The organism is Cupriavidus necator (genome assembly GCF_016127575.1).
Classification (GTDB): Bacteria; Pseudomonadota; Gammaproteobacteria; order Burkholderiales; family Burkholderiaceae; genus Cupriavidus; species Cupriavidus necator_D.
Map to the genome: position 1 here is coordinate 2,242,874 of NZ_CP066019.1, position 17,277 is coordinate 2,260,150.

Annotated in this window: 14 protein-coding genes; 6 read left to right on the plus strand and 8 right to left on the minus strand. The window is 67.6% G+C overall.

What is annotated here, in order from left to right; all coding sequences use genetic code 11:
- Positions 1 to 22: 22 nt before the first annotated feature.
- The 4 genes from I6H87_RS29160 to I6H87_RS29175 form a co-directional block, all read right to left on the minus strand.
- The gene (locus I6H87_RS29160) at positions 23 to 670 is read right to left on the minus strand and encodes a cytochrome c oxidase subunit 3 family protein (protein WP_011617620.1); all 648 of its coding nucleotides are present in this window, start codon (positions 668 to 670) and stop codon (positions 23 to 25) included.
- Entirely contained in the window at positions 667 to 2,424 is a 1,758-nt protein-coding gene (gene ctaD, locus I6H87_RS29165) for a cytochrome c oxidase subunit I (protein ID WP_010811074.1), read from the minus strand. The genes I6H87_RS29160 and ctaD overlap by 4 nt, the downstream gene beginning before the upstream one ends.
- Before the next feature lie 10 nt (positions 2,425 to 2,434).
- Positions 2,435 to 3,793: a cytochrome c oxidase subunit II gene (locus I6H87_RS29170; RefSeq protein ID WP_011617621.1), complete on the minus strand. Its 1,359-nt coding sequence runs from the start codon at positions 3,791 to 3,793 to the stop codon at positions 2,435 to 2,437.
- A 263-nt stretch (positions 3,794 to 4,056) separates the two neighbouring features.
- Positions 4,057 to 4,560, minus strand: a complete 504-nt coding sequence (locus tag I6H87_RS29175; protein ID WP_011617622.1) for a membrane protein — start codon at positions 4,558 to 4,560, stop codon at positions 4,057 to 4,059.
- Between the two features lie 284 nt (positions 4,561 to 4,844).
- Between I6H87_RS29175 and I6H87_RS29180 the strand changes: the two genes are divergently transcribed.
- Positions 4,845 to 5,024: a hypothetical protein gene (locus I6H87_RS29180; RefSeq protein WP_010811071.1), complete on the plus strand. Its 180-nt coding sequence runs from the start codon at positions 4,845 to 4,847 to the stop codon at positions 5,022 to 5,024.
- 42 nt (positions 5,025 to 5,066) lie between these two features.
- Complete coding sequence (locus I6H87_RS29185; RefSeq protein WP_010811070.1) at positions 5,067 to 5,231, plus strand: hypothetical protein; 165 nt, start codon at positions 5,067 to 5,069, stop codon at positions 5,229 to 5,231.
- Between the two features lie 57 nt (positions 5,232 to 5,288).
- Here the strand turns inward: I6H87_RS29185 and I6H87_RS29190 are convergent, their stop codons facing one another.
- Positions 5,289 to 6,305 carry a LysR family transcriptional regulator gene (locus tag I6H87_RS29190; RefSeq protein WP_010811069.1) on the minus strand — a complete coding sequence of 339 codons (1,017 nt, stop codon included), beginning with the start codon at positions 6,303 to 6,305 and terminating at the stop codon, positions 5,289 to 5,291.
- A 130-nt stretch (positions 6,306 to 6,435) separates the two neighbouring features.
- Between I6H87_RS29190 and I6H87_RS29195 the strand changes: the two genes are divergently transcribed.
- Genes I6H87_RS29195 through I6H87_RS29205 form a run of 3 tightly spaced genes read left to right on the plus strand, consistent with a single transcriptional unit; the run spans position 6,436 to position 10,043 of the window.
- Positions 6,436 to 7,746: an MFS transporter gene (locus I6H87_RS29195; RefSeq protein ID WP_010811068.1), complete on the plus strand. Its 1,311-nt coding sequence runs from the start codon at positions 6,436 to 6,438 to the stop codon at positions 7,744 to 7,746.
- A gap of 27 nt (positions 7,747 to 7,773) precedes the next feature.
- Positions 7,774 to 8,805 carry a histone deacetylase family protein gene (locus tag I6H87_RS29200; protein WP_010811067.1) on the plus strand — a complete coding sequence of 344 codons (1,032 nt, stop codon included), beginning with the start codon at positions 7,774 to 7,776 and terminating at the stop codon, positions 8,803 to 8,805.
- Positions 8,802 to 10,043, plus strand: a complete 1,242-nt coding sequence (locus I6H87_RS29205) for a Zn-dependent hydrolase (protein ID WP_011617623.1) — start codon at positions 8,802 to 8,804, stop codon at positions 10,041 to 10,043. The genes I6H87_RS29200 and I6H87_RS29205 overlap by 4 nt, the downstream gene beginning before the upstream one ends.
- Positions 10,044 to 10,082: 39 nt before the next feature.
- Here I6H87_RS29205 and I6H87_RS29210 read toward each other — a convergent pair whose 3' ends face one another.
- Positions 10,083 to 10,265, minus strand: a complete 183-nt coding sequence (locus tag I6H87_RS29210) for a rubredoxin (protein ID WP_010811065.1) — start codon at positions 10,263 to 10,265, stop codon at positions 10,083 to 10,085.
- A 121-nt stretch (positions 10,266 to 10,386) separates the two neighbouring features.
- Positions 10,387 to 14,376 carry a DUF748 domain-containing protein gene (locus tag I6H87_RS29215; RefSeq protein ID WP_011617625.1) on the minus strand — a complete coding sequence of 1,330 codons (3,990 nt, stop codon included), beginning with the start codon at positions 14,374 to 14,376 and terminating at the stop codon, positions 10,387 to 10,389.
- A 271-nt stretch (positions 14,377 to 14,647) separates the two neighbouring features.
- On the opposite strand from I6H87_RS29215, the gene I6H87_RS29220 reads away from it, so the two are divergent.
- Positions 14,648 to 15,958 (plus strand): MFS transporter, encoded by a 1,311-nt coding sequence (locus I6H87_RS29220; protein WP_011617626.1) that lies wholly within the window; start codon positions 14,648 to 14,650, stop codon positions 15,956 to 15,958.
- 82 nt (positions 15,959 to 16,040) lie between these two features.
- Here I6H87_RS29220 and I6H87_RS29225 read toward each other — a convergent pair whose 3' ends face one another.
- Positions 16,041 to 17,129, minus strand: a complete 1,089-nt coding sequence (locus I6H87_RS29225; protein ID WP_010811062.1) for an extracellular catalytic domain type 1 short-chain-length polyhydroxyalkanoate depolymerase — start codon at positions 17,127 to 17,129, stop codon at positions 16,041 to 16,043.
- Positions 17,130 to 17,277 lie beyond the last annotated feature (148 nt).

The following is a 17,277-nucleotide window of genomic DNA, read 5'->3' on the forward strand; positions in this document are numbered from 1 at the left end:
GTCCTCCTTGCTGCCGCCGCCGCTAGGCCGTGCCGCAGATATAGCGCACCAGTTCGGGCGTAAGCCACCCCAGCGCCGCCAGCAGCACCACCCATACCGCCAGCAGGAAATGCCAGTAGCGCGCGCACAGCCGCATGCGCAGCACCGCGGCCTCGCCGCTGCCGCGCGACGACATGGCAAAGCCCCAGCCGGCCAGGCCGCCCAGCACGTGCAGGCCGTGCATCGCGGTCAGCAGGTAGAAGAAGCTGCCGGCCGGGTTGCCGGCAGGCATCACCTGCATCGCGCCCAGTGCCTGCCAGGCCCACAGCTGCGAGGCGACGAAGCCGGCCGCGCCCAGACCGCCCAGGCGCAGCGCCTGCCTGGCCACGGCCATCTCGCCCCGGCCCGCGGCGCGCGACGACACCGCCATCGCCACGCTGCCGGCGCCCAGCAGCGCGGTGGACAGCCACACCTGCCAGGGCAGCCCGATGCGGTGCCAGTCCGGGCTGTCCATGCGCAGCGCATAGGCGGTCAGGAACAGCGCAAACAGCGAGGTCACCACGCCCATGAACACCCACAGGCCGATGCTCGCGGGGGCGCGCCCTTGCGGCCGGTGGTTGGCGGCATTCTCGTCGGACGGGCTGCCGCCGAAATCGTCGCGGCTGACCTTGTACAGGGCTTCGGCGTTCATGCGACGGCTCCGCGGCTGGCATGCGGTTCAGGCTCGGCCCCGCCCTCTTCCGGCGGCGCGTTCTGCGCGATAAAGTCCTCGCGCGCGCCCGGCACGCTGTAGGCATAGGCCCAGCGGTACACCACCGGCAGGTGCGGCCCCCAGTTGCCGTGCGCGGGCGGCGTCTGCGGCGTCTGCCATTCCAGCGAGGCCGCGCGCCACGGGTTGGCGTCGGCCTTGCGGCCATGCCACAGGCTCCACACCAGGTTGAAGACAAAGAGCAGCTGCGCCGTGGCGACGATGAAGGCGGCCACCGAGATGTACATGTTCATCACATGCGCCGACTCCGGGATAAAGGCGTAGTTCTCGTAGGCGTAGTAGCGGCGCGGCATGCCCAGCACGCCCAGGTAGTGCATCGGGAAGAAGATGGCGTAGGTGCCGACGAAGGTGACCCAGAAATGGATCCGGCCCATGCTGTCGTCCAGCATCCGGCCAGTGACCTTCGGGTACCAGTGGTAGAGGCCGCCGAACACCACCAGGATCGGCGACACGCCCATCACCATATGGAAGTGCGCCACCACGAAGTAGGTGTTGGACAGCGGGATATCCACGCTGACATTGCCCAGGAACAGCCCGGTCAGGCCGCCGATGACGAAGGTGCTGATGAAGGCGATCGCGAACAGCATCGGCACGGTGAAATGGATATCGCCGCGCCATAGCGTGATGACCCAGTTGTAGACCTTGATCGCGGTGGGGATGGCGATGATCAGCGTGGTGGTGGCAAAGAAGAAGCCGAAGTACGGGTTCATGCCGCTGACGAACATGTGGTGGGCCCACACCACCACCGATAGCACCCCGATCGCCAGGATTGCCCACACCATGGTGCGGTAGCCGAAGATGCTCTTGCGCGAATGCACGCTGACCAGGTCCGAGACGATGCCGAAGGCCGGCAGCGCGACGATATACACCTCGGGGTGGCCGAAGAACCAGAACAGGTGCTGGAACAGCAGGGGGCTGCCGCCCTTGTACTGCAGCTGCTGCCCCATCGACACCATCGCCGGCATGAAGAAGCTGGTGCCGAGGGTCTTGTCCAGCAGCATCATCACCGCCGACACGAACAGCGCCGGGAACGCCAGCAGCGCCAGGATGGTGGCCATGAAGATGCCCCATACCGACAGCGGCATGCGCAGCAGCGTCATTCCTTCCGTGCGCGCCTGCAGCACGGTGGTGACGTAGTTGAGGCCGCCCATGGTGGCCGCGACGATAAAGATCGCCAGCGACACCAGCATCAGGATGATGCCCCAGTCATGGCCTGGGGTGCCGGGCAGGATGGCCTGCGGCGGGTATAGCGTCCAGCCCGCGCCGGTGGGCCCTCCGGGCACGAAGAAGCTGGCCAGCAGCACGATCACCGACAGCAGGTAGACCCAGAAGCTGAGCATGTTGAGGAAGGGGAACACCATGTCGCGCGCCCCCACCATCAGCGGGATCAGGTAGTTGCCGAAGCCGCCCAGGAACAGCGCCGTCAGCAGGTAGATCACCATGATCATGCCGTGCATGGTGACGAACTGGTAGTAGCGGTTGGCGTCGATGAACTCGAAGCGCCCCGGGAAGCCAAGCTGCATGCGCATCAGGTTGGACAGCGCCACGCCCACCAGGCCCACCACGATCGCCACGATGGTGTACTGCACGGCGATCACCTTGTGGTCCTGGCTCCAGACATAGCGGGTCCAGAAGCTCTGCGGCGCGTGATGGGCGGCATCGTCGGCGTAAGCCATGCGGGTCTCCTCACTTCCTGGCGGGCGCGGGTGCCGCCGAGGGCGGCACGGCCACGGCCGTCGAAGTCGTATAGGTGCCGGACGCGGCCCCGGGCGTGGCAGCGGGCGCCCCAGAGCCAGCGGTTGCCGTGGTGGCGGCGCTGGTCACGGCAGCCGGGCCGGCGGGCACGTCCGCGGGCGCCACCGGCGCCACCGTGCCGGCTTCCGCCGCGCCGCTGCCGGCCGACTTGATATAGGCGGTCAGTGCCGCGACCTCATCCTCGCTCATCGGCAACTTCGGCATCACCGGGCCGAAGCCCTTGACCAGCCGCGCATTGGGGTCGGTGATCTCCTTGTGCAGGAAGGCATCGTCCACCTTGGCGCTGCTGCCGTCGACAAAGGTCTCGGTCTTGCCGTACAGGCCCTTCCAGGTCGGCCCCACGCCCGGATTGCCGTCGATGCTGTGGCAGCCGACGCAGCCCTTGCTCTGCGCCAGCGCGCGTCCCTTCTCGACGGTGCCGGCGTCGCCCGCGGCGCCGGGTGCGGCAGCGGCCATTGCCGCCGGCGGTGCCGCGGCCTTCGCCAGCGTCATGGCAAAGGTCTGCTGCCTGGCCAGCCATGCCTCGTACGCAGCCGGTTCTTCCACCACCACCGTGCCGCGCATGTTGTAGTGCCCCACGCCGCACAGCTGCGCGCACAGGATATCGAAGCGCCCCGCCTGCGTCGGCGTGAACCAGAACGACGTCACCATGCCCGGCACCATGTTCATGCGCGCGCGGAACGGCGGCACGTAGAAGTCATGCAGCACGTCCTTGGAGCGCAACAGCACTTTGACCGGCTTGTTCAGCGGCAGGTGCACCTCCGGTCCGACGATCACGATATTGTCCAGGCCACGCGGATCGTCGGGGTCCAGCCCGAGCGGATTCGCACCGGTGACAAAGCGCGCATCGGAAGCACCCAGCTGGCCGCTCTTGCCGGGAAAGCGGAAGGCCCAGGACCACTGCTGCCCCACCACTTCCATCACCATCGCTTCGCGCGGCGGGCGCACGTAGTCGGCGTAGACGAACAGGCCCGGCGCCAGCAGCAGCACCACGCCCAGCGTGGTGCCGCCGATCAGCCACAGTTCGAGCTTGCTGTTCTCCGGGTGGTAGGACGCGCGGTGGCCGGTGCCGCCATTGGGATGCGGTGCCTCATGCCGGAAGCGCCAGACGATGTAGCCGACAAACAGGTTGATGCCGATGAAGAAAATGCCGGTGATGACCAGGGTAATGGTCAGCGTGTCGTCCATCTGCTGCCAGTTGGACGCCAGCGGGGTCGCCCACCACGGGCTCATGAAATGGAAGAGCACCGAACCGACGACCATGACTACGAGTGCGATGGCCAACGCCATATCCACCCTCCTCCTCGCGCGCGGCGAGGGATGCGCAAGTCACGCAGGTAGACATAAGACTAGTGCATGCCGTCAGGTCACTGCAAGGCGACATGCCAATGCATTGGTGTCGCACTGCACAAGCGCGCAGCGCGAGAAAAAGCGGCGGCGGGAACCCCTGGTTCCGGCCGCCGCAGGTCTTGCGCGCGTACCCGCCCAAAGGCTGGCGCGCGCAACGCAACCGCCATGAGCCGGCGCTCGCCGCGCCCTGCCCCGAAGCGCTGTCAGTGCGATACGTCCTTGCTCTCCAGCTTCCAGTAGCATGCCGCCGCGGCCATCCCGAAGATCAGATGCCCGATGAAGGTATGCCACCCGCGCACCTCGACAAACCAGTGGAAGGCCAACGTCATCACATAGAAATTGAAGAAGTACACTACCATGCCAAACACGGCGCCCGCCAGCATTGCCATGCCCAGGCTCGAATCCAGCGTGAATGGCGCGATGATGGCCGCCAGGATCATGCCCAGCACGGCGCCCAGCACGAAATGGATCACCAGCGCCGCGGCCACCGTGCCGACGGTAAACGTTGCGCTCTGCAGCACGTCCTGGCCCATCAGGATCCCGGCGATCATGCGCGTGGCGATCCACGGGTTCACGCCCGACACCATCGACGACCAGAACAGCTCCAGCACCAGCAGCAACGCCCCGGCCGCCAGCCCCGAGACCGCTGCCGCGGTCCAGTCCGGCTGCCGCCGCACGTAGTGGTGCGATTGCATGTGAAGTTCCATAGCCACCTCCGTCTCTCTCGGTCCGCGGGGCATTGGACTTGAATGGGAACGGGGCCCCGCGTCTCTGATCAGCATAGGACACGTGTTTCCCGCTTCGGGGGTTCGCATGGCGAAAAACGTGGGGCATGCGTACGCAGCGCAACGCCTGAACCGTCCTAAGTGCGCGCATCGGTACCTGGGTGGCATCCGCATCTCCCGGGTTCGGGACAATCCCGATGCACGCAGCCATGCATCGGGCACACACTGCCTATACTGGAATCACAAAAGAGAGACAGGAGACCGCCATGCACTTCACCGCGCATGATCTTGTATTCCTGATTCCGATGGCGCTGGTAGGCGTGATCGCCATGGGTTCGATCCCGGTGACTGCCAAGTACCTGCGCATCAGTTGCCGGACCATGGGCGCCCTGATCGGCGCACTGGTTGCCGTGTTGGTGCTAGAGGCATTACCGCTGCTGATCTGACCCCAGAGGTCGGACAGACGGTTTTTGGGGAGGAGGGCCGTTATGTCGATCGGCCTGCTTGCTGCCGTCATGGCGGCGCTGCTGTTCATTACCGTCTTGCGGGCCATCTGGCGCTGCAGCCATCCGTACCGGATGCGCTACCGGCGTTGCGCTGCACAACGGCAACGCGCCGGGCTGTGCCGGCATACGCTGCGACGGCACGGCTAGGCCCCAACAAGCGTTCTTCTGCACCATTGCCCGGTACGCGAACCGGGCAGTAGTCCATCATGCCGTCGGCGCGCGCAACGCCGCCAGCGGCGCGTTCACTGACTCCCCCAGCCGCTCCATCAGCGAATAGCGCGCCACGTAGTGGCGGAAGTGCTCGATGAACGCGGCCTCGGCCGGCGTCTGGCGCCGCTCCGGATTCCACAGCAGGTACATGTCGATATCGGCCACGCCCTCTTCGGGCGGCAGGCGCCACAGCCGTTGCTGGGCGACATCGTCGGCAACGATATGTTCGGGCAGGCAGCCAATGCCATAGCCCGCGAACACCAGCCGCCGGATTTCATCGAGGCTGGGCGAGGTCGCGACGATCTGGCCGGAAAAGCCGTGCTGGTCGCGGAATACGGCCAATGGCGCCAGCACGTCGCCAAGCTGGTCGCTGCTGAACGAGACGAAGTGCTCGGCCAGCAGGTCGGCAATGGCCAGCCCGGTGCGCCCGAACAGCCGGTGATGGCGCCCGCAGAAGATGGCATAGCGCTGGCGCAGGAACAGCATGTGCTCAAGCCCGTCGCCCGACTGCCGGCCCGGCTGCCGGTACAGGCTCAGGCCCACGCCGCCAGCCTTCTGCGCGAGCGCGTCCGCAATCTCGGTGCTGCGCATCACGTCCACCTGCAGCGTGACGCGCGGATGCTGCCGATGGAACGCGGCCAGGCATTCGTCATAGACGCCTGAATGGATACGGCTCACGGTCAGCAGCCGCAGCAGGCCGCTGACTTCGTCCTGCTGCTCCGCCAGTTCAGCCCCCAGCCGCGCCACGCTGCCATAGACGTCGGTGGCGATGCGCAGCACTTCTTCGCCGGCCCGGGTCAGGCGGAAATTGCTGCCGCGCCGCTCGATCAGCGTGTGTCCCAGATGCTCTTCGAGCCGGCGCAAGGCCAGGCTCACCGCCGGCTGGGTGATATGCAGCCGCACCGCGGCGCGGCTCAGGCTGCGCTCGTGGACGATGGTCAGGAAGGTGCGCAGCAGGTTCCAGTCGAGCCGGTCGGTCAGCAGGGCCCGGTCCAGGGCAGAACGCTCCATCACGCAACGTATAAATTGAAGTTATATGAAAAATAAATATTAGAAATTTGACTGATATTTGTCAACGCGCGATAACTCCTCCCACAGCTGCCCCTGATGCAGCGGCACAAACATAGTGAGGAGCCAGTCCATGCAAGTGTCCCCTTCCGGCACGCGCCAGCCCGTGCGCGCCGCCACCGCCGCCTTTGTCGGCACCATGATCGAGTGGTACGACTTCTACATCTACGCCACCGCCGCCGCGCTGGTGTTCGGCCCGTTGTTCTTTCCCGGCGGCGATCCCTTCCTGAGCACGCTGGCGTCATTCGGCACCTTCGCGGTCGGCTTCTTTGCCCGTCCGCTCGGCGGCATCGTGTTCGGCCACTGGGGCGACCGCATCGGCCGCAAGCAGGCGCTGATGATCACGCTCATGATGATGGGCGTGGCCACCATCGGCATCGGCCTGCTGCCGACCTACGCCACTGCGGGCGCGATCGCGCCGGTGCTGCTGGTCCTGCTGCGCGTGGTGCAGGGCATCGCCGTGGGCGGCGAATGGGGCGGCGCGGTGCTGATGGCGGGCGAGCATGCCCCCAAGGGCCGCCGCACCTTCTTCGCCTCGTTCGCGCAGCTCGGCAGCCCGGCCGGCCTGATCCTGTCGCTGCTGGCTTTCCGCGCGGTCACGTCGATGGAGCACGAGGTGTTCATGGACTGGGGCTGGCGCCTGCCATTCCTGGCCAGCGCGGCGCTGCTGCTGGTGGGCGTGGCGATCCGGCTGGGCGTGAATGAATCGCCCGAGTTCGCGCAGGTGCAGGCGCAGCGCAAGACCGCCAGGCTGCCGCTTGCCGAGGTCTGGCGCACGGCCCGCGTGCCGGTGCTGCTGTGCATCGGCGCCAATACCATCGGCATTGCGGGGGTGTACTTCACCAACACCTTCATGATTGCCTACACCACGCAATACCTGTCGCTGCCCAGGACGCTGATCCTCGACTGCCTGTTCGCCGTCGCCATCATCCAGTTCCTGGCGCAGCCGCTGGCCGCCTGGCTGGCAGAGAAGCTTGGCGGCGCGCGCTTCCTCAAGCTGGCCGCGCTGCTGGCGATGGCTTCACCCTATCCGATGTTCCTGCTGGTGCAGACGCGCCAGGCGCCGGCCATCGTGCTCGGCATCGCGCTGGCGGTGGTGTGCATGGCGAGCTTCTATTCGGTGATCGCGGGCTTTGTCAGCGGTGTCTTCGAAACGCGCGTGCGCTACTCGGCGATCTCGTTGTCCTACCAGGTCTGCGGCGCGGTGGCGGGCGGGCTGACACCGCTGGTGGGGACCGTCCTCGCGCAGCGCTTCCAGGGCCAATGGTGGCCGCTGGCGGTGTTCTACACCTTGCTGGCCGGCGTGTCGCTGCTGTGCATCGCCAGCATCGATGCACGCCAGCGCCAGCAACCACAACCGGCCGCGCAAGCCGCGCAGGCCTGACGCCTTTCCACGGACATTGCAAACCCCATGCTGACGTTTTTCCATCCCGAGCAATTGCTGCACCATCCGCAGAGCTACTACTCGCGCGGCAGGATGCGCTCGCCGCAGGAGCTGCCTGCGCGGGCGCAGCGGCTGGTCCAGGCGGCAGAGGCGCTTGGCTTCGCGCTCCACGCCCCCGCCGACCACGGCCTCGCGCCGCTTGCCGCGGTGCACGACCAGCCTTACCTGCAGTTCCTGCAGGACGCCCATGCCAGCTGGCGCGAGCTGCCGGAGGACTGGGGCGACGAGGTCATGTCCAATATCTTCGTGCGCGAGCCCAACGCCCTGCGCGGCGTGCTGGCGCAGGCCGCGCGCTATCTCGCCGATGGCAGCTGCCCGGTGGGCCTGAACACCTGGCGCTCGGCCTACTGGTCGGCGCAGAGCGCGGTGGCCGGGGCCCGGGCGCTGCTGGACGGCGCGCGCCGCGCCTACGCCTTGTGCCGGCCGCCTGGCCATCATGCCCGGCGCGACGCGGCGGGCGGCTTCTGCTACCTGAACAATGCCGCGATCGCCGCCCAGGCCCTGCGCGCGCGCCTTGGCCGCGTGGCCATCCTCGATACCGACATGCACCACGGCCAGGGCATCCAGGAGATCTTCTACGACCGGGCCGATGTGCTCTACGTGTCGATCCACGGCGACCCGACCAACTTCTATCCGGTGGTCGCGGGCTTCGACGATGAGCACGGCCGCGGCGCCGGCACCGGCCACAACCTCAACCTGCCGATGCCGCACCGTTCGCCCGAGTCCGTCTTCTTCGACAAGCTGGACACCGCACGCGGCGCCATCGAACGCTTCCAGGCAGACGCGCTGGTGCTGTCGCTCGGCTTCGACATCTACCGCGAGGATCCGCAGTCGCTGGTGGACGTGTCCACCGCAGGCTTCGGCCGCCTCGGCCGCGCCGTTGCCGCACTGGGCCTGCCCACGCTGGTCGTGCAGGAAGGCGGCTACCACCTCGATTCGCTCGCCGCCAATGCAACGGCCTTCTTCGGCGGCATCCAACAGTCAGGGACGGGCGTATGAACGCAATCACGATCAATGGCGAACGCCTGTCGCAAGCGCTGATGGACCTGGCGCGGATCGGCGCCACGCCCAGGGGCGGCAATGCGCGTCTGGCCCTGACCGCGCTGGACGGGCAGGCGCGCGACCTCGTCACCGGCTGGATGCGCGACGCCGGCCTGGCGGTGCGCATCGACCGCGTGGGCAATATCTTCGGGCGCCGGGCGGGCCGCAACGACGCGCTTGCCCCGGTCATGACCGGCAGCCATATCGACACCCAGCCCACCGGCGGCAAGTTCGACGGATGCTATGGCGTGATGGCCGGGCTGGAAGTCATGCGCACGCTCAACCAGCACGGCGTGACCACCGAGGCGCCGCTGGAACTGGCGATCTGGACCAATGAGGAAGGCGCGCGCTTCGTGCCGGTGATGATGGGATCGGGCGTGTTCGCCGGCGTTTTCCCCGAAGCCACCGCTTTGACGGCAACCGACAACGCCGGCAAGTCCGTTGCCGGCGAACTCGCGGCGATCGACTATGCGGGCACCGCGCCGGTCGGCCACAAGGTTGGCGCGTACTTCGAGGCGCATATCGAGCAAGGCCCGATCCTCGAGGCCGAGGACAAGGTCATCGGCGTGGTGACGGGGTCGCTTGGCCTGCGCTGGTATGACGTCACGGTGACGGGCATGGAGGCGCATGCCGGCCCCACCCCCATGCCGCTGCGCCGGGACGCCCTGCATGGCGCTTCGTTCCTGTTCCAGGAAGTGGCGAAGATCGCGGACGACTTTGCCCCCGATGGCCGGGGGACGGTCGGGGTGGTCAATGTCCACCCGTCTTCACGCAACGTCATTCCGGGGCGGGTACAGTTCAGCGTCGACCTTCGCCATCTCGATGGCGGCCAGCTCGACCGGATGGAAGCAAGGCTGCGCGCAGCGTGCGCGGCGCTGGCCAGCGGCAGCACTACAGGTGCCGCGCTGGCGGTGGAAGTCGAAGCGATCCAGCGCTTCGAGCCGACGCCCTTCGCGCCCGAGCTTGTGGCCCATGTCCGGCACGCGGCCGCGGCGCGTGGCTACACGCATTGCGACATCGTCACCGGCGCTGGCCACGACGCGGTCTACCTGGCCAGGGTAGCGCCGGCGGCAATGATCTTCGTGCCGTGCAAGGACGGCATCAGCCATAACGAGATCGAGGACGCCAGGCCCGAGCATCTCGAGGCGGGCGCCAATGTGCTGCTTGCCGCCATGCTGGCGCAAGCCCGGGGCTGAGCCCGCATGGGTCGGCCGGACAGGAAAGTGCGTGCGGCGTTACAGCTCGATCATGGCGAATTCGGCCTTGCCGACGTCGCATTCCGGGCAGCGCCAGTCCTCGGGGATGTCTTCCCAGCGCGTGCCGGGGGCGATGCCGTCTTCCGGCCAGCCCTGTTCTTCGTCGTAGACCCAGCCGCAGATCACGCACACCCAGGTCTTGTAGGCGACGGCGGCTTCCAATTGATCCTGCTGCAAAACACACTCCTGAATCGGCTATGGAACGGATTGTCCGGGCCGAATCATACCGGTTTTCCGGGCCGGGCCTGTGGCGGCGCCGCACCGTGCGGCGCTGCCGCCCCGGCTAGCCGCGAATGGAGAAGTCCACGCGGTTGGGCGCGCCCTTGTCCTTGATGCCCTCGGCGCTGAGCTTGGGCGCGGTCAGGAACAGCCGGCTCTCCGACACCTTGCCCTCGCGTTCGAGCGACTGCTTGACCACCAGTGCGCGTTGCTCGGCCAGGCGCTTCAGGTCGGCCTCGGTGACCGTGGCGTTGGCCATCAGCAGCTTTTCCATTTCCTCGGGCGGCAGGGATTTGGTGAAGCCGACGAAGTTGCGCGGCTTCTTCATCGATGTGCGCTTGTAGACCTGCTCCAGGTACTTCGGGTACTCCTGTTTCGAGACCTTGATCTCGGCGCCCTGCTCGCCGGCTTCGTCGTTGTCGGCCTCGCCGCCCACCTGTGCGCTGTCGCGCTGGTCGCGCCGCTTCTGCTCGGCCACGCGCGCATCCAGCCACGCGCGGCGCGCGCCGGCCTCGTCGGTGGCCGGGTCGATGCGGCCGCTGATTTCCAGCCGCAGCGCGGGCCTGTCATTGAGCGCCTGGCCCAGCTTGGTGATCTTGTCCCTGGCCGCCGGCGTCAGCGCCGCGGTGCCGGGCGCGAACTCGACATAGCCCAGCTCCTCGCCCCCGCCGCCGCCAAAGGCCGAGGCGATCAGCGAGAACGGCGACGTGATCGCCTTGGTCAGCAGATTGACGATCACGCGCACGATCACGCCGCCGATGCTGAACTCCGGATCCGACAACGAGCCCGACACCGGCAGGTTCACGTCGATCACGCCGTTGCGGTCCTTCAGCAGCGACACCGCCAGCAGCACCGGCAGCTTGGTCGCATCCGGGCTGTCGACGCGCTCGCCGAAGGTGAGCTGGTCCAGGAACAGGTGGTTGCTCGCATCGAGCTTGCCGTTCTCGATCTTGTAGGCCACGTCCACCGTCAGCTTGCCCTTGGTGATCGGGTAGCCGGCGTACTTGGCCGCATACGGCGTGAGCCGCGTCAGTTCCACGCCCGAGGCCTTGGCGGCAATGTCCAGGAACAGCTGCTCACCCAGCGGATTGAGCTTGCCGCTGATATTGACCGGCGCATCGTCGTCGATGCGGCCATCCAGCACCAGGTCGGCCGGCGTGGGGTCGCCCGACGACACCTTGGACACCTTGCCCTTCATGCCGGTCAGGTTGGCCGTGTAGTTGGGCTTGACGAAGAAGTCCGAGAAATTGATATTGCCCTTCTCGACCGAGACCCCGCCGATGCGCACCTGCGGCTTGGGGCCGCCCGGCTTCTGCTCGACCTGGGCCGTACGCGTATCACCGGTCTGCACCGGCGGCGTTGCCGGCGCCGAGGCCGGGTTGGCCTGCGTCAGGCTGGTCGATGGCGCCGCCTCGCCCTTCTCGGCGCCGCCGGCCATCACGTCCTGCAGGTTCAGGCGGCCGTTGGCGTTCAGGATCACGCGGGCATAGAAGTCAGACAGCGCGACATTGCCCAGGCTCACGCGCATCGGGCCCTTGCTCTCGTCCATGGCGAAGTCGATGCCCGATACCGCCAGCGAACGCCAGCGCAGGAAGTCTTCGCCGCTGACGCGGTCCACCGTGCGCACGTTGCCGGTTTGCACGTTGCCGCTGAACTGCGCGGCGATGGGCTTGCCGGTTGGCGCATCGACATTGAGCTTGCCCCTTGCCGTCAGCGTGCCGGTGCGCAGGGCGGCGTTGAAGCGGTCAGCCAGATAGGGCTGGAGCGGGCTCACCTCGACCTCGCGCAGGTCCAGCTGCAGCCGGCTGGCGGGGACGGTCGGCAACACCGTGCCATCGACGCCGATCACGCCGCGGCGACCGGATTCGGCATGCAGCTTGAGCGGCACCGCCGCCGGCGTCAGCGGCCAGGCGACCGAGCCGGTGCTCAGCGCGATATTGCGGAACTGGTGGATCACCGGGCGGCCGCGGTTGGCCCCGGCCGGCTGGTAGTCGGCCAGGCGGGCGCTGCCGCCTTCCACCGTGACCTTGCCGATGTCTGCCTTCCAGCCGCCACCCGCTGGCTTGCCGTTGGTGGCGGGTGCGGCTGCTCCATTCCGGCGCGGCGTGGCGCGCACCTGCTGCGCCGATTCGGTAGCCCACAGGCGCGCCATCTCGATCAGCTCGCCGCTGTGGTCGCGCGTGGCAGCGAGCTGCGGCCTGGCCAGGGTGACCTGGCTGGTGGCGAAGGTCTGCTTGGCCAGGTCGAACTGGATATCGTCCAGCACCAGTTTTTCAGCCTGCAGCAGCGGCAGGTTGGCGCCCTCGCGGTCGGCGGCGCGCTCACGCGCGCGGCGTGCGCTGCGCGGGGCGGCATTGTCGTTGCCGGCGGGTCTTGCACTGGCATCGGCATCGCGTGCGGCGGCCGGAACCGGCATCGTCACCGGATCGCGCGTGGCCACGTAGAGCGGCGCCAGTTCCAGCCGCGATTTTTCCAGCACGAACTGGAACTGCGGCGTGCCCCACGACATGCGGTAGTTCAGTTCGGCATTGACCGCGGTAGTGCCGAACTGGCTGCGCAGCTCGCGCGGCCACCATGCGGCAAACCCCTGCGGCCGCAGGCCGGTGGTTTCCAGCGTGCCGGCCATCGAGCCGTCGCGCAGCAGCAGGTCGCCGGCATGGTGCAGGGTCTGGCCATCGGCCACGGTCAGCGTGGCCTCGATCCTGGCCGGCTTGTCGCCGTCGGTGCCGGCGAAGCCCTTGACCTCGGCATCGAGCGGGCCGAGTGCAAGCTTGCCCGGGCCCGATGGCGCCAGCGCATCTTCAAACCCCAGCCGGGCCTGCCTGACGACGATGCGGTCGACCGCATAGCGCCACGGCACGTCTTTTGGCGCCGCCTTGGCCGGCGCCGCCTGCACCCCCGAGGCGGCGGCCGCTGCCGGCGCCGAGGCAGGCGCCGGCGCGGGCGCCACGCCATCCGTGGATTTGCTGACCGCCTGTGGCAGGAACGCCGTGGCCAGGTTCAGCGAGCCATCCGCGCGCCGCGCGGCTTCCACGCCCAGCCCCTCGATCTCAACGCTGCGCAGCTGCGCGCGGTGAGCCAGCGGCTCGAGCTTGCCGATATCCACCGCCAGGCGGCCGCTCTTGACCAGCGGCTGGCCGACGCGCGTGACGACCTCGGCATCGCGCAACGCGGCCGTGCCCATCACCAGCATCTCCTGCGTGTCCTTCTGCTGTCGGAATGCCACGGTCAGGCGCGTATCGAGCTTGCCGGACTTGACCTCGGCATCGCGCAGCGGCGGCGCGAACGCCATCAGGCGCGCGACCTCCAGGCCGTCTAGGTTGACGTTGAGCCGGGTCTGGCGCGAATCGGCAAACGGCAGCACTTCGCCGTCCAGCGCCAGCGGCGTGCCGTTGACCCGTGCGCTCAGCGTGGGCCGCGTCACGATCTCGACGTCATGCGGCAGGTTCGACAGGAACGGCAGGGTCAGCGTCAGGTTGTCGACGCGCAGGCTGGAACCGAGCTGCTTGTCGTCATAGCCGAAGCTGCTGCCGGTAACTGCGATGTTGTTGACCGAAAAGCGCGCCGGCTTGGCATCGGGCGGCTTGGGCGGCAGGGCAGCAAGCTTCTCCTGGACGTCGGCAAAGCTCATGCGGCCGTCGGCGTCGCGCACCACGTGCACGGCCAGCCGGTCGACGTGGAGGTTGTCCACCACCGGCGCCAGGTGCCAGACCGAGGCCAGCGAGGTATTGGCCTCGGCCTCGCCCAGCGTCAGCGCGGGGGTCTTGCCATCGCGCTCATAGATAGTGAGATCGGTCAGCGTGGCCGCCAGCTCGAACGGGCGCACGTGGGCCCTGCCCAGCGTAACCTTGCGCCCCAGCGCGTCGGTCGCGTTCTTTTCAATCAGGTATTTGAGCAGCGGCGGGCCGCCAAAATACCCGGCCAGCCCAAACACCGCGAGCGCCGCGACCACGCCGCCGGCGACGCGCGTCGTCAGCCGGCCGCGTGGCGTGGCAGCCACTGCCTGGATGGATTGCTTGAAAGCCATGTCGTTCCAGAAGATCTGACCCCGCATTCCGGCGCTGCACGATGGTTTGTGCCCCGGATTTCACATTTTTCGACATTATGGCAACGGTTTCGGACAAAGCAAAGAAATCAGAATTGACCCCTCAACGCTGCGTAGGCCGATCTGGTATCTTTACGCCCTTTGCGAAGCGTTTCGTCGCAAGCCTGCGGCTTACCCGCCACATCGGGCCTGCCTCCCCTGCGCTGTACCCTCCGGCCACACCCATCACGTATTCCGTGCTGCGCGCTTCGCATGCGATCTCTTCCATGCGAGTCCATTCATGTCTACCACCAGCAGTACCGCCGCAGGTATCGGCGCGCCGCGAGCCAGCGCGCGCCCGCTGACCGGCCAGGATTACAAGACCCTTGCCCTTGCCGCGCTTGGCGGCGCCCTTGAGTTCTACGACTTCATCATCTTCGTTTTTTTCGCGACGGTCATCGGGCAGCTGTTCTTCCCGCCGTCGGTGCCGGACTGGCTGCGCCAGTTGCAGACCTTCGGCATTTTCGCGGCCGGCTACCTGGCCCGGCCGCTGGGCGGCATCATCATGGCGCACTTCGGTGACCTGCTCGGCCGCAAGAAGATGTTCACGCTGTCGATCCTGCTGATGTCGGTGCCCACGCTGCTGATGGGCCTGATGCCCACCTACCAGTCGATCGGCCTGGCCGCGCCGGTGCTGCTGCTGGTGCTGCGCATCCTGCAAGGCGCGGCCGTCGGCGGCGAAGTGCCCGGCGCCTGGGTGTTCGTATCGGAGCACGTGCCGGCGCGCCATGTCGGCTATGCCTGCGGCACGCTGACCGCGGGGCTGACTGCCGGCATCCTGCTGGGTTCGCTGGTCGCCACCGGCATCAACAGCGTCTTCACCCCGGCCGAGCTGGCCGACCACGGCTGGCGCGTGCCGTTCCTGATCGGCGGCGTGTTCGGCATCGCCTCGATGTACCTGCGGCGCTGGCTGCATGAGACGCCGGTCTTCGCCGAACTGCAGAAGCGCAAGGCGCTGGCCGCGGAAATGCCGCTGAAGTCGGTGGTGCGCAACCACCGCGGCAGCGTCGCGGTGTCGATGCTGCTGACCTGGATGCTGTCGGCCGGCATCGTGGTGGTGATCCTGATGACGCCCACCTTCCTGCAGAAGCTGTATGGCTTTGACGCGCGCACGGCACTGGTCGCCAACAGCGTCGCCACGCTGTGCCTGACGATCGGCTGTGTCGTCTCCGGCGCATTAGCCGACCGCATCGGTGCGCGCCGCACGCTGTTCGTCGGCGGCCTGCTGCTGGCCATCTGCGCCTATATGTTCTACACGACGATCTTCACCCGCCCCGACCTGCTGCTGCCGCTCTATGCGCTGACCGGCTTCCTGGTCGGCACCATCGGCGCGGTGCCGTTCGTGCTGGTCAATGCGTTCCCGGCGCAGGTGCGCTTCTCGGGCCTGTCATTCTCGTACAACGTGTCGTATGCGATCTTCGGCGGGCTGACGCCGATGGTCGTCACGCTGATGCTGAAGCAGGATCCGCTGGCACCGGCCCACTATGTGGTCGCGCTGTGCGTGCTGGGCATGGTGACTGCGCTGTTCGTCAAGGACCGCTCGCGCGGCTGACGCGGCTGCTGCAAGGAAAAAGGGAGGGCAGGCGCCCTCCCTTTACTTGTGCGCGCTTGATGCGCATTGGTGCTGCCCGACTTCAACGGCGGTGCTGGCTGAAGAACTGCCACATCATCGTGCTGGCATCCGGGCCGATATCGCTGTGGTAGCCATAGCTGGCATCGCCGCCGCTCCAGGCGTGGCCCAAGCCCTCCACTTCCACCAGCGTGACCAGGTCGCGGCGCCAGCGGCCGAAGCGGTATTCATGAGACCGGCCCGGCGCTTCGTCCTCCGGGCCGGACTGCGCGGGCGCACCGGCGAGCCGGTCTTCCAGGCCGTTGTAAGCCAGGAACTGCCGCGCCAGCAGACGGCCATTGACCGGATGGACCGCGTCGTCGGCCAGGCCGTGGATCACCAGCGCGGGCATCTCGGGACCGCCCGGCGTCACGCCGGCGGCATCCAGCAGCCATGACGGATCGGCCGCCGAGCCTTGCTGCATGGCCCGCAGGCCGGCGCGCGGGTTGTCGGCGGCGCCGATGACCACGCCGGAATGCAGCGCCGCGGCCGCCACCTTGCCCGGGTAGCGCAACGCCACCACCGCGGCCATGGCCGCGCCGGCGGACATGCCGGCCAGGTAGATCTCGCGCTCGCGCACGTCGTGGCGCGCAGCCAGCGCATCGATCAGCGCGGCCACCGCCTGCGCCTCGCGTCCGCCCTCAGCGGCGCCCAGGTCGAACCACTGCCAGCAGCGCTGCACCTGGCGCCGCAAGGGCTGTTGCGGGTAGGCCACGATAAATCCCTCGCGCTCGGCCAGCGCATTCATGCGGGTGCCGGCCGACAGGTCATCCGGCGTCTGGCGACAGCCATGCAGCACCACCACCACCGGCAACGGGCCGCGATGGGCCTTGGACGGTATGTAGAGGTGATACGAGAGTTGCGGCACCAGTTCGCCCGGCAGCGGCGCCAGGCGCAGCCTGTGCGCCTGCCAGGTACCGGGCAGGGAACCCGGCGCGGGTGCTGGCCGGGCGGGCCGGACCTTGCCCGGCGGGCGGTCAGGCCGAGCCGGCGTGAGCGGATTAAGCGAATCCACGCGGTCCAGCCAGGACTTCACCTGGGCTTCCGTGCGGGCTTGCGCACGGCTCAGTCGCCGGATCTGCGCGTGCCAGTCAGCGGCAAAGCTTTTGGTCATGAGGACTCCTGATCGTGTGACGCGATCTCCTCCTATGCCTTTATTGTTGCGTTGCAGCATATCACAATCCGCATTACGCCCGCCGGCGTGCTCCCGCGCTTATGGCACAAACGCAACGAGCCTCGCCCCCGTAATGCGAAATTTTTAA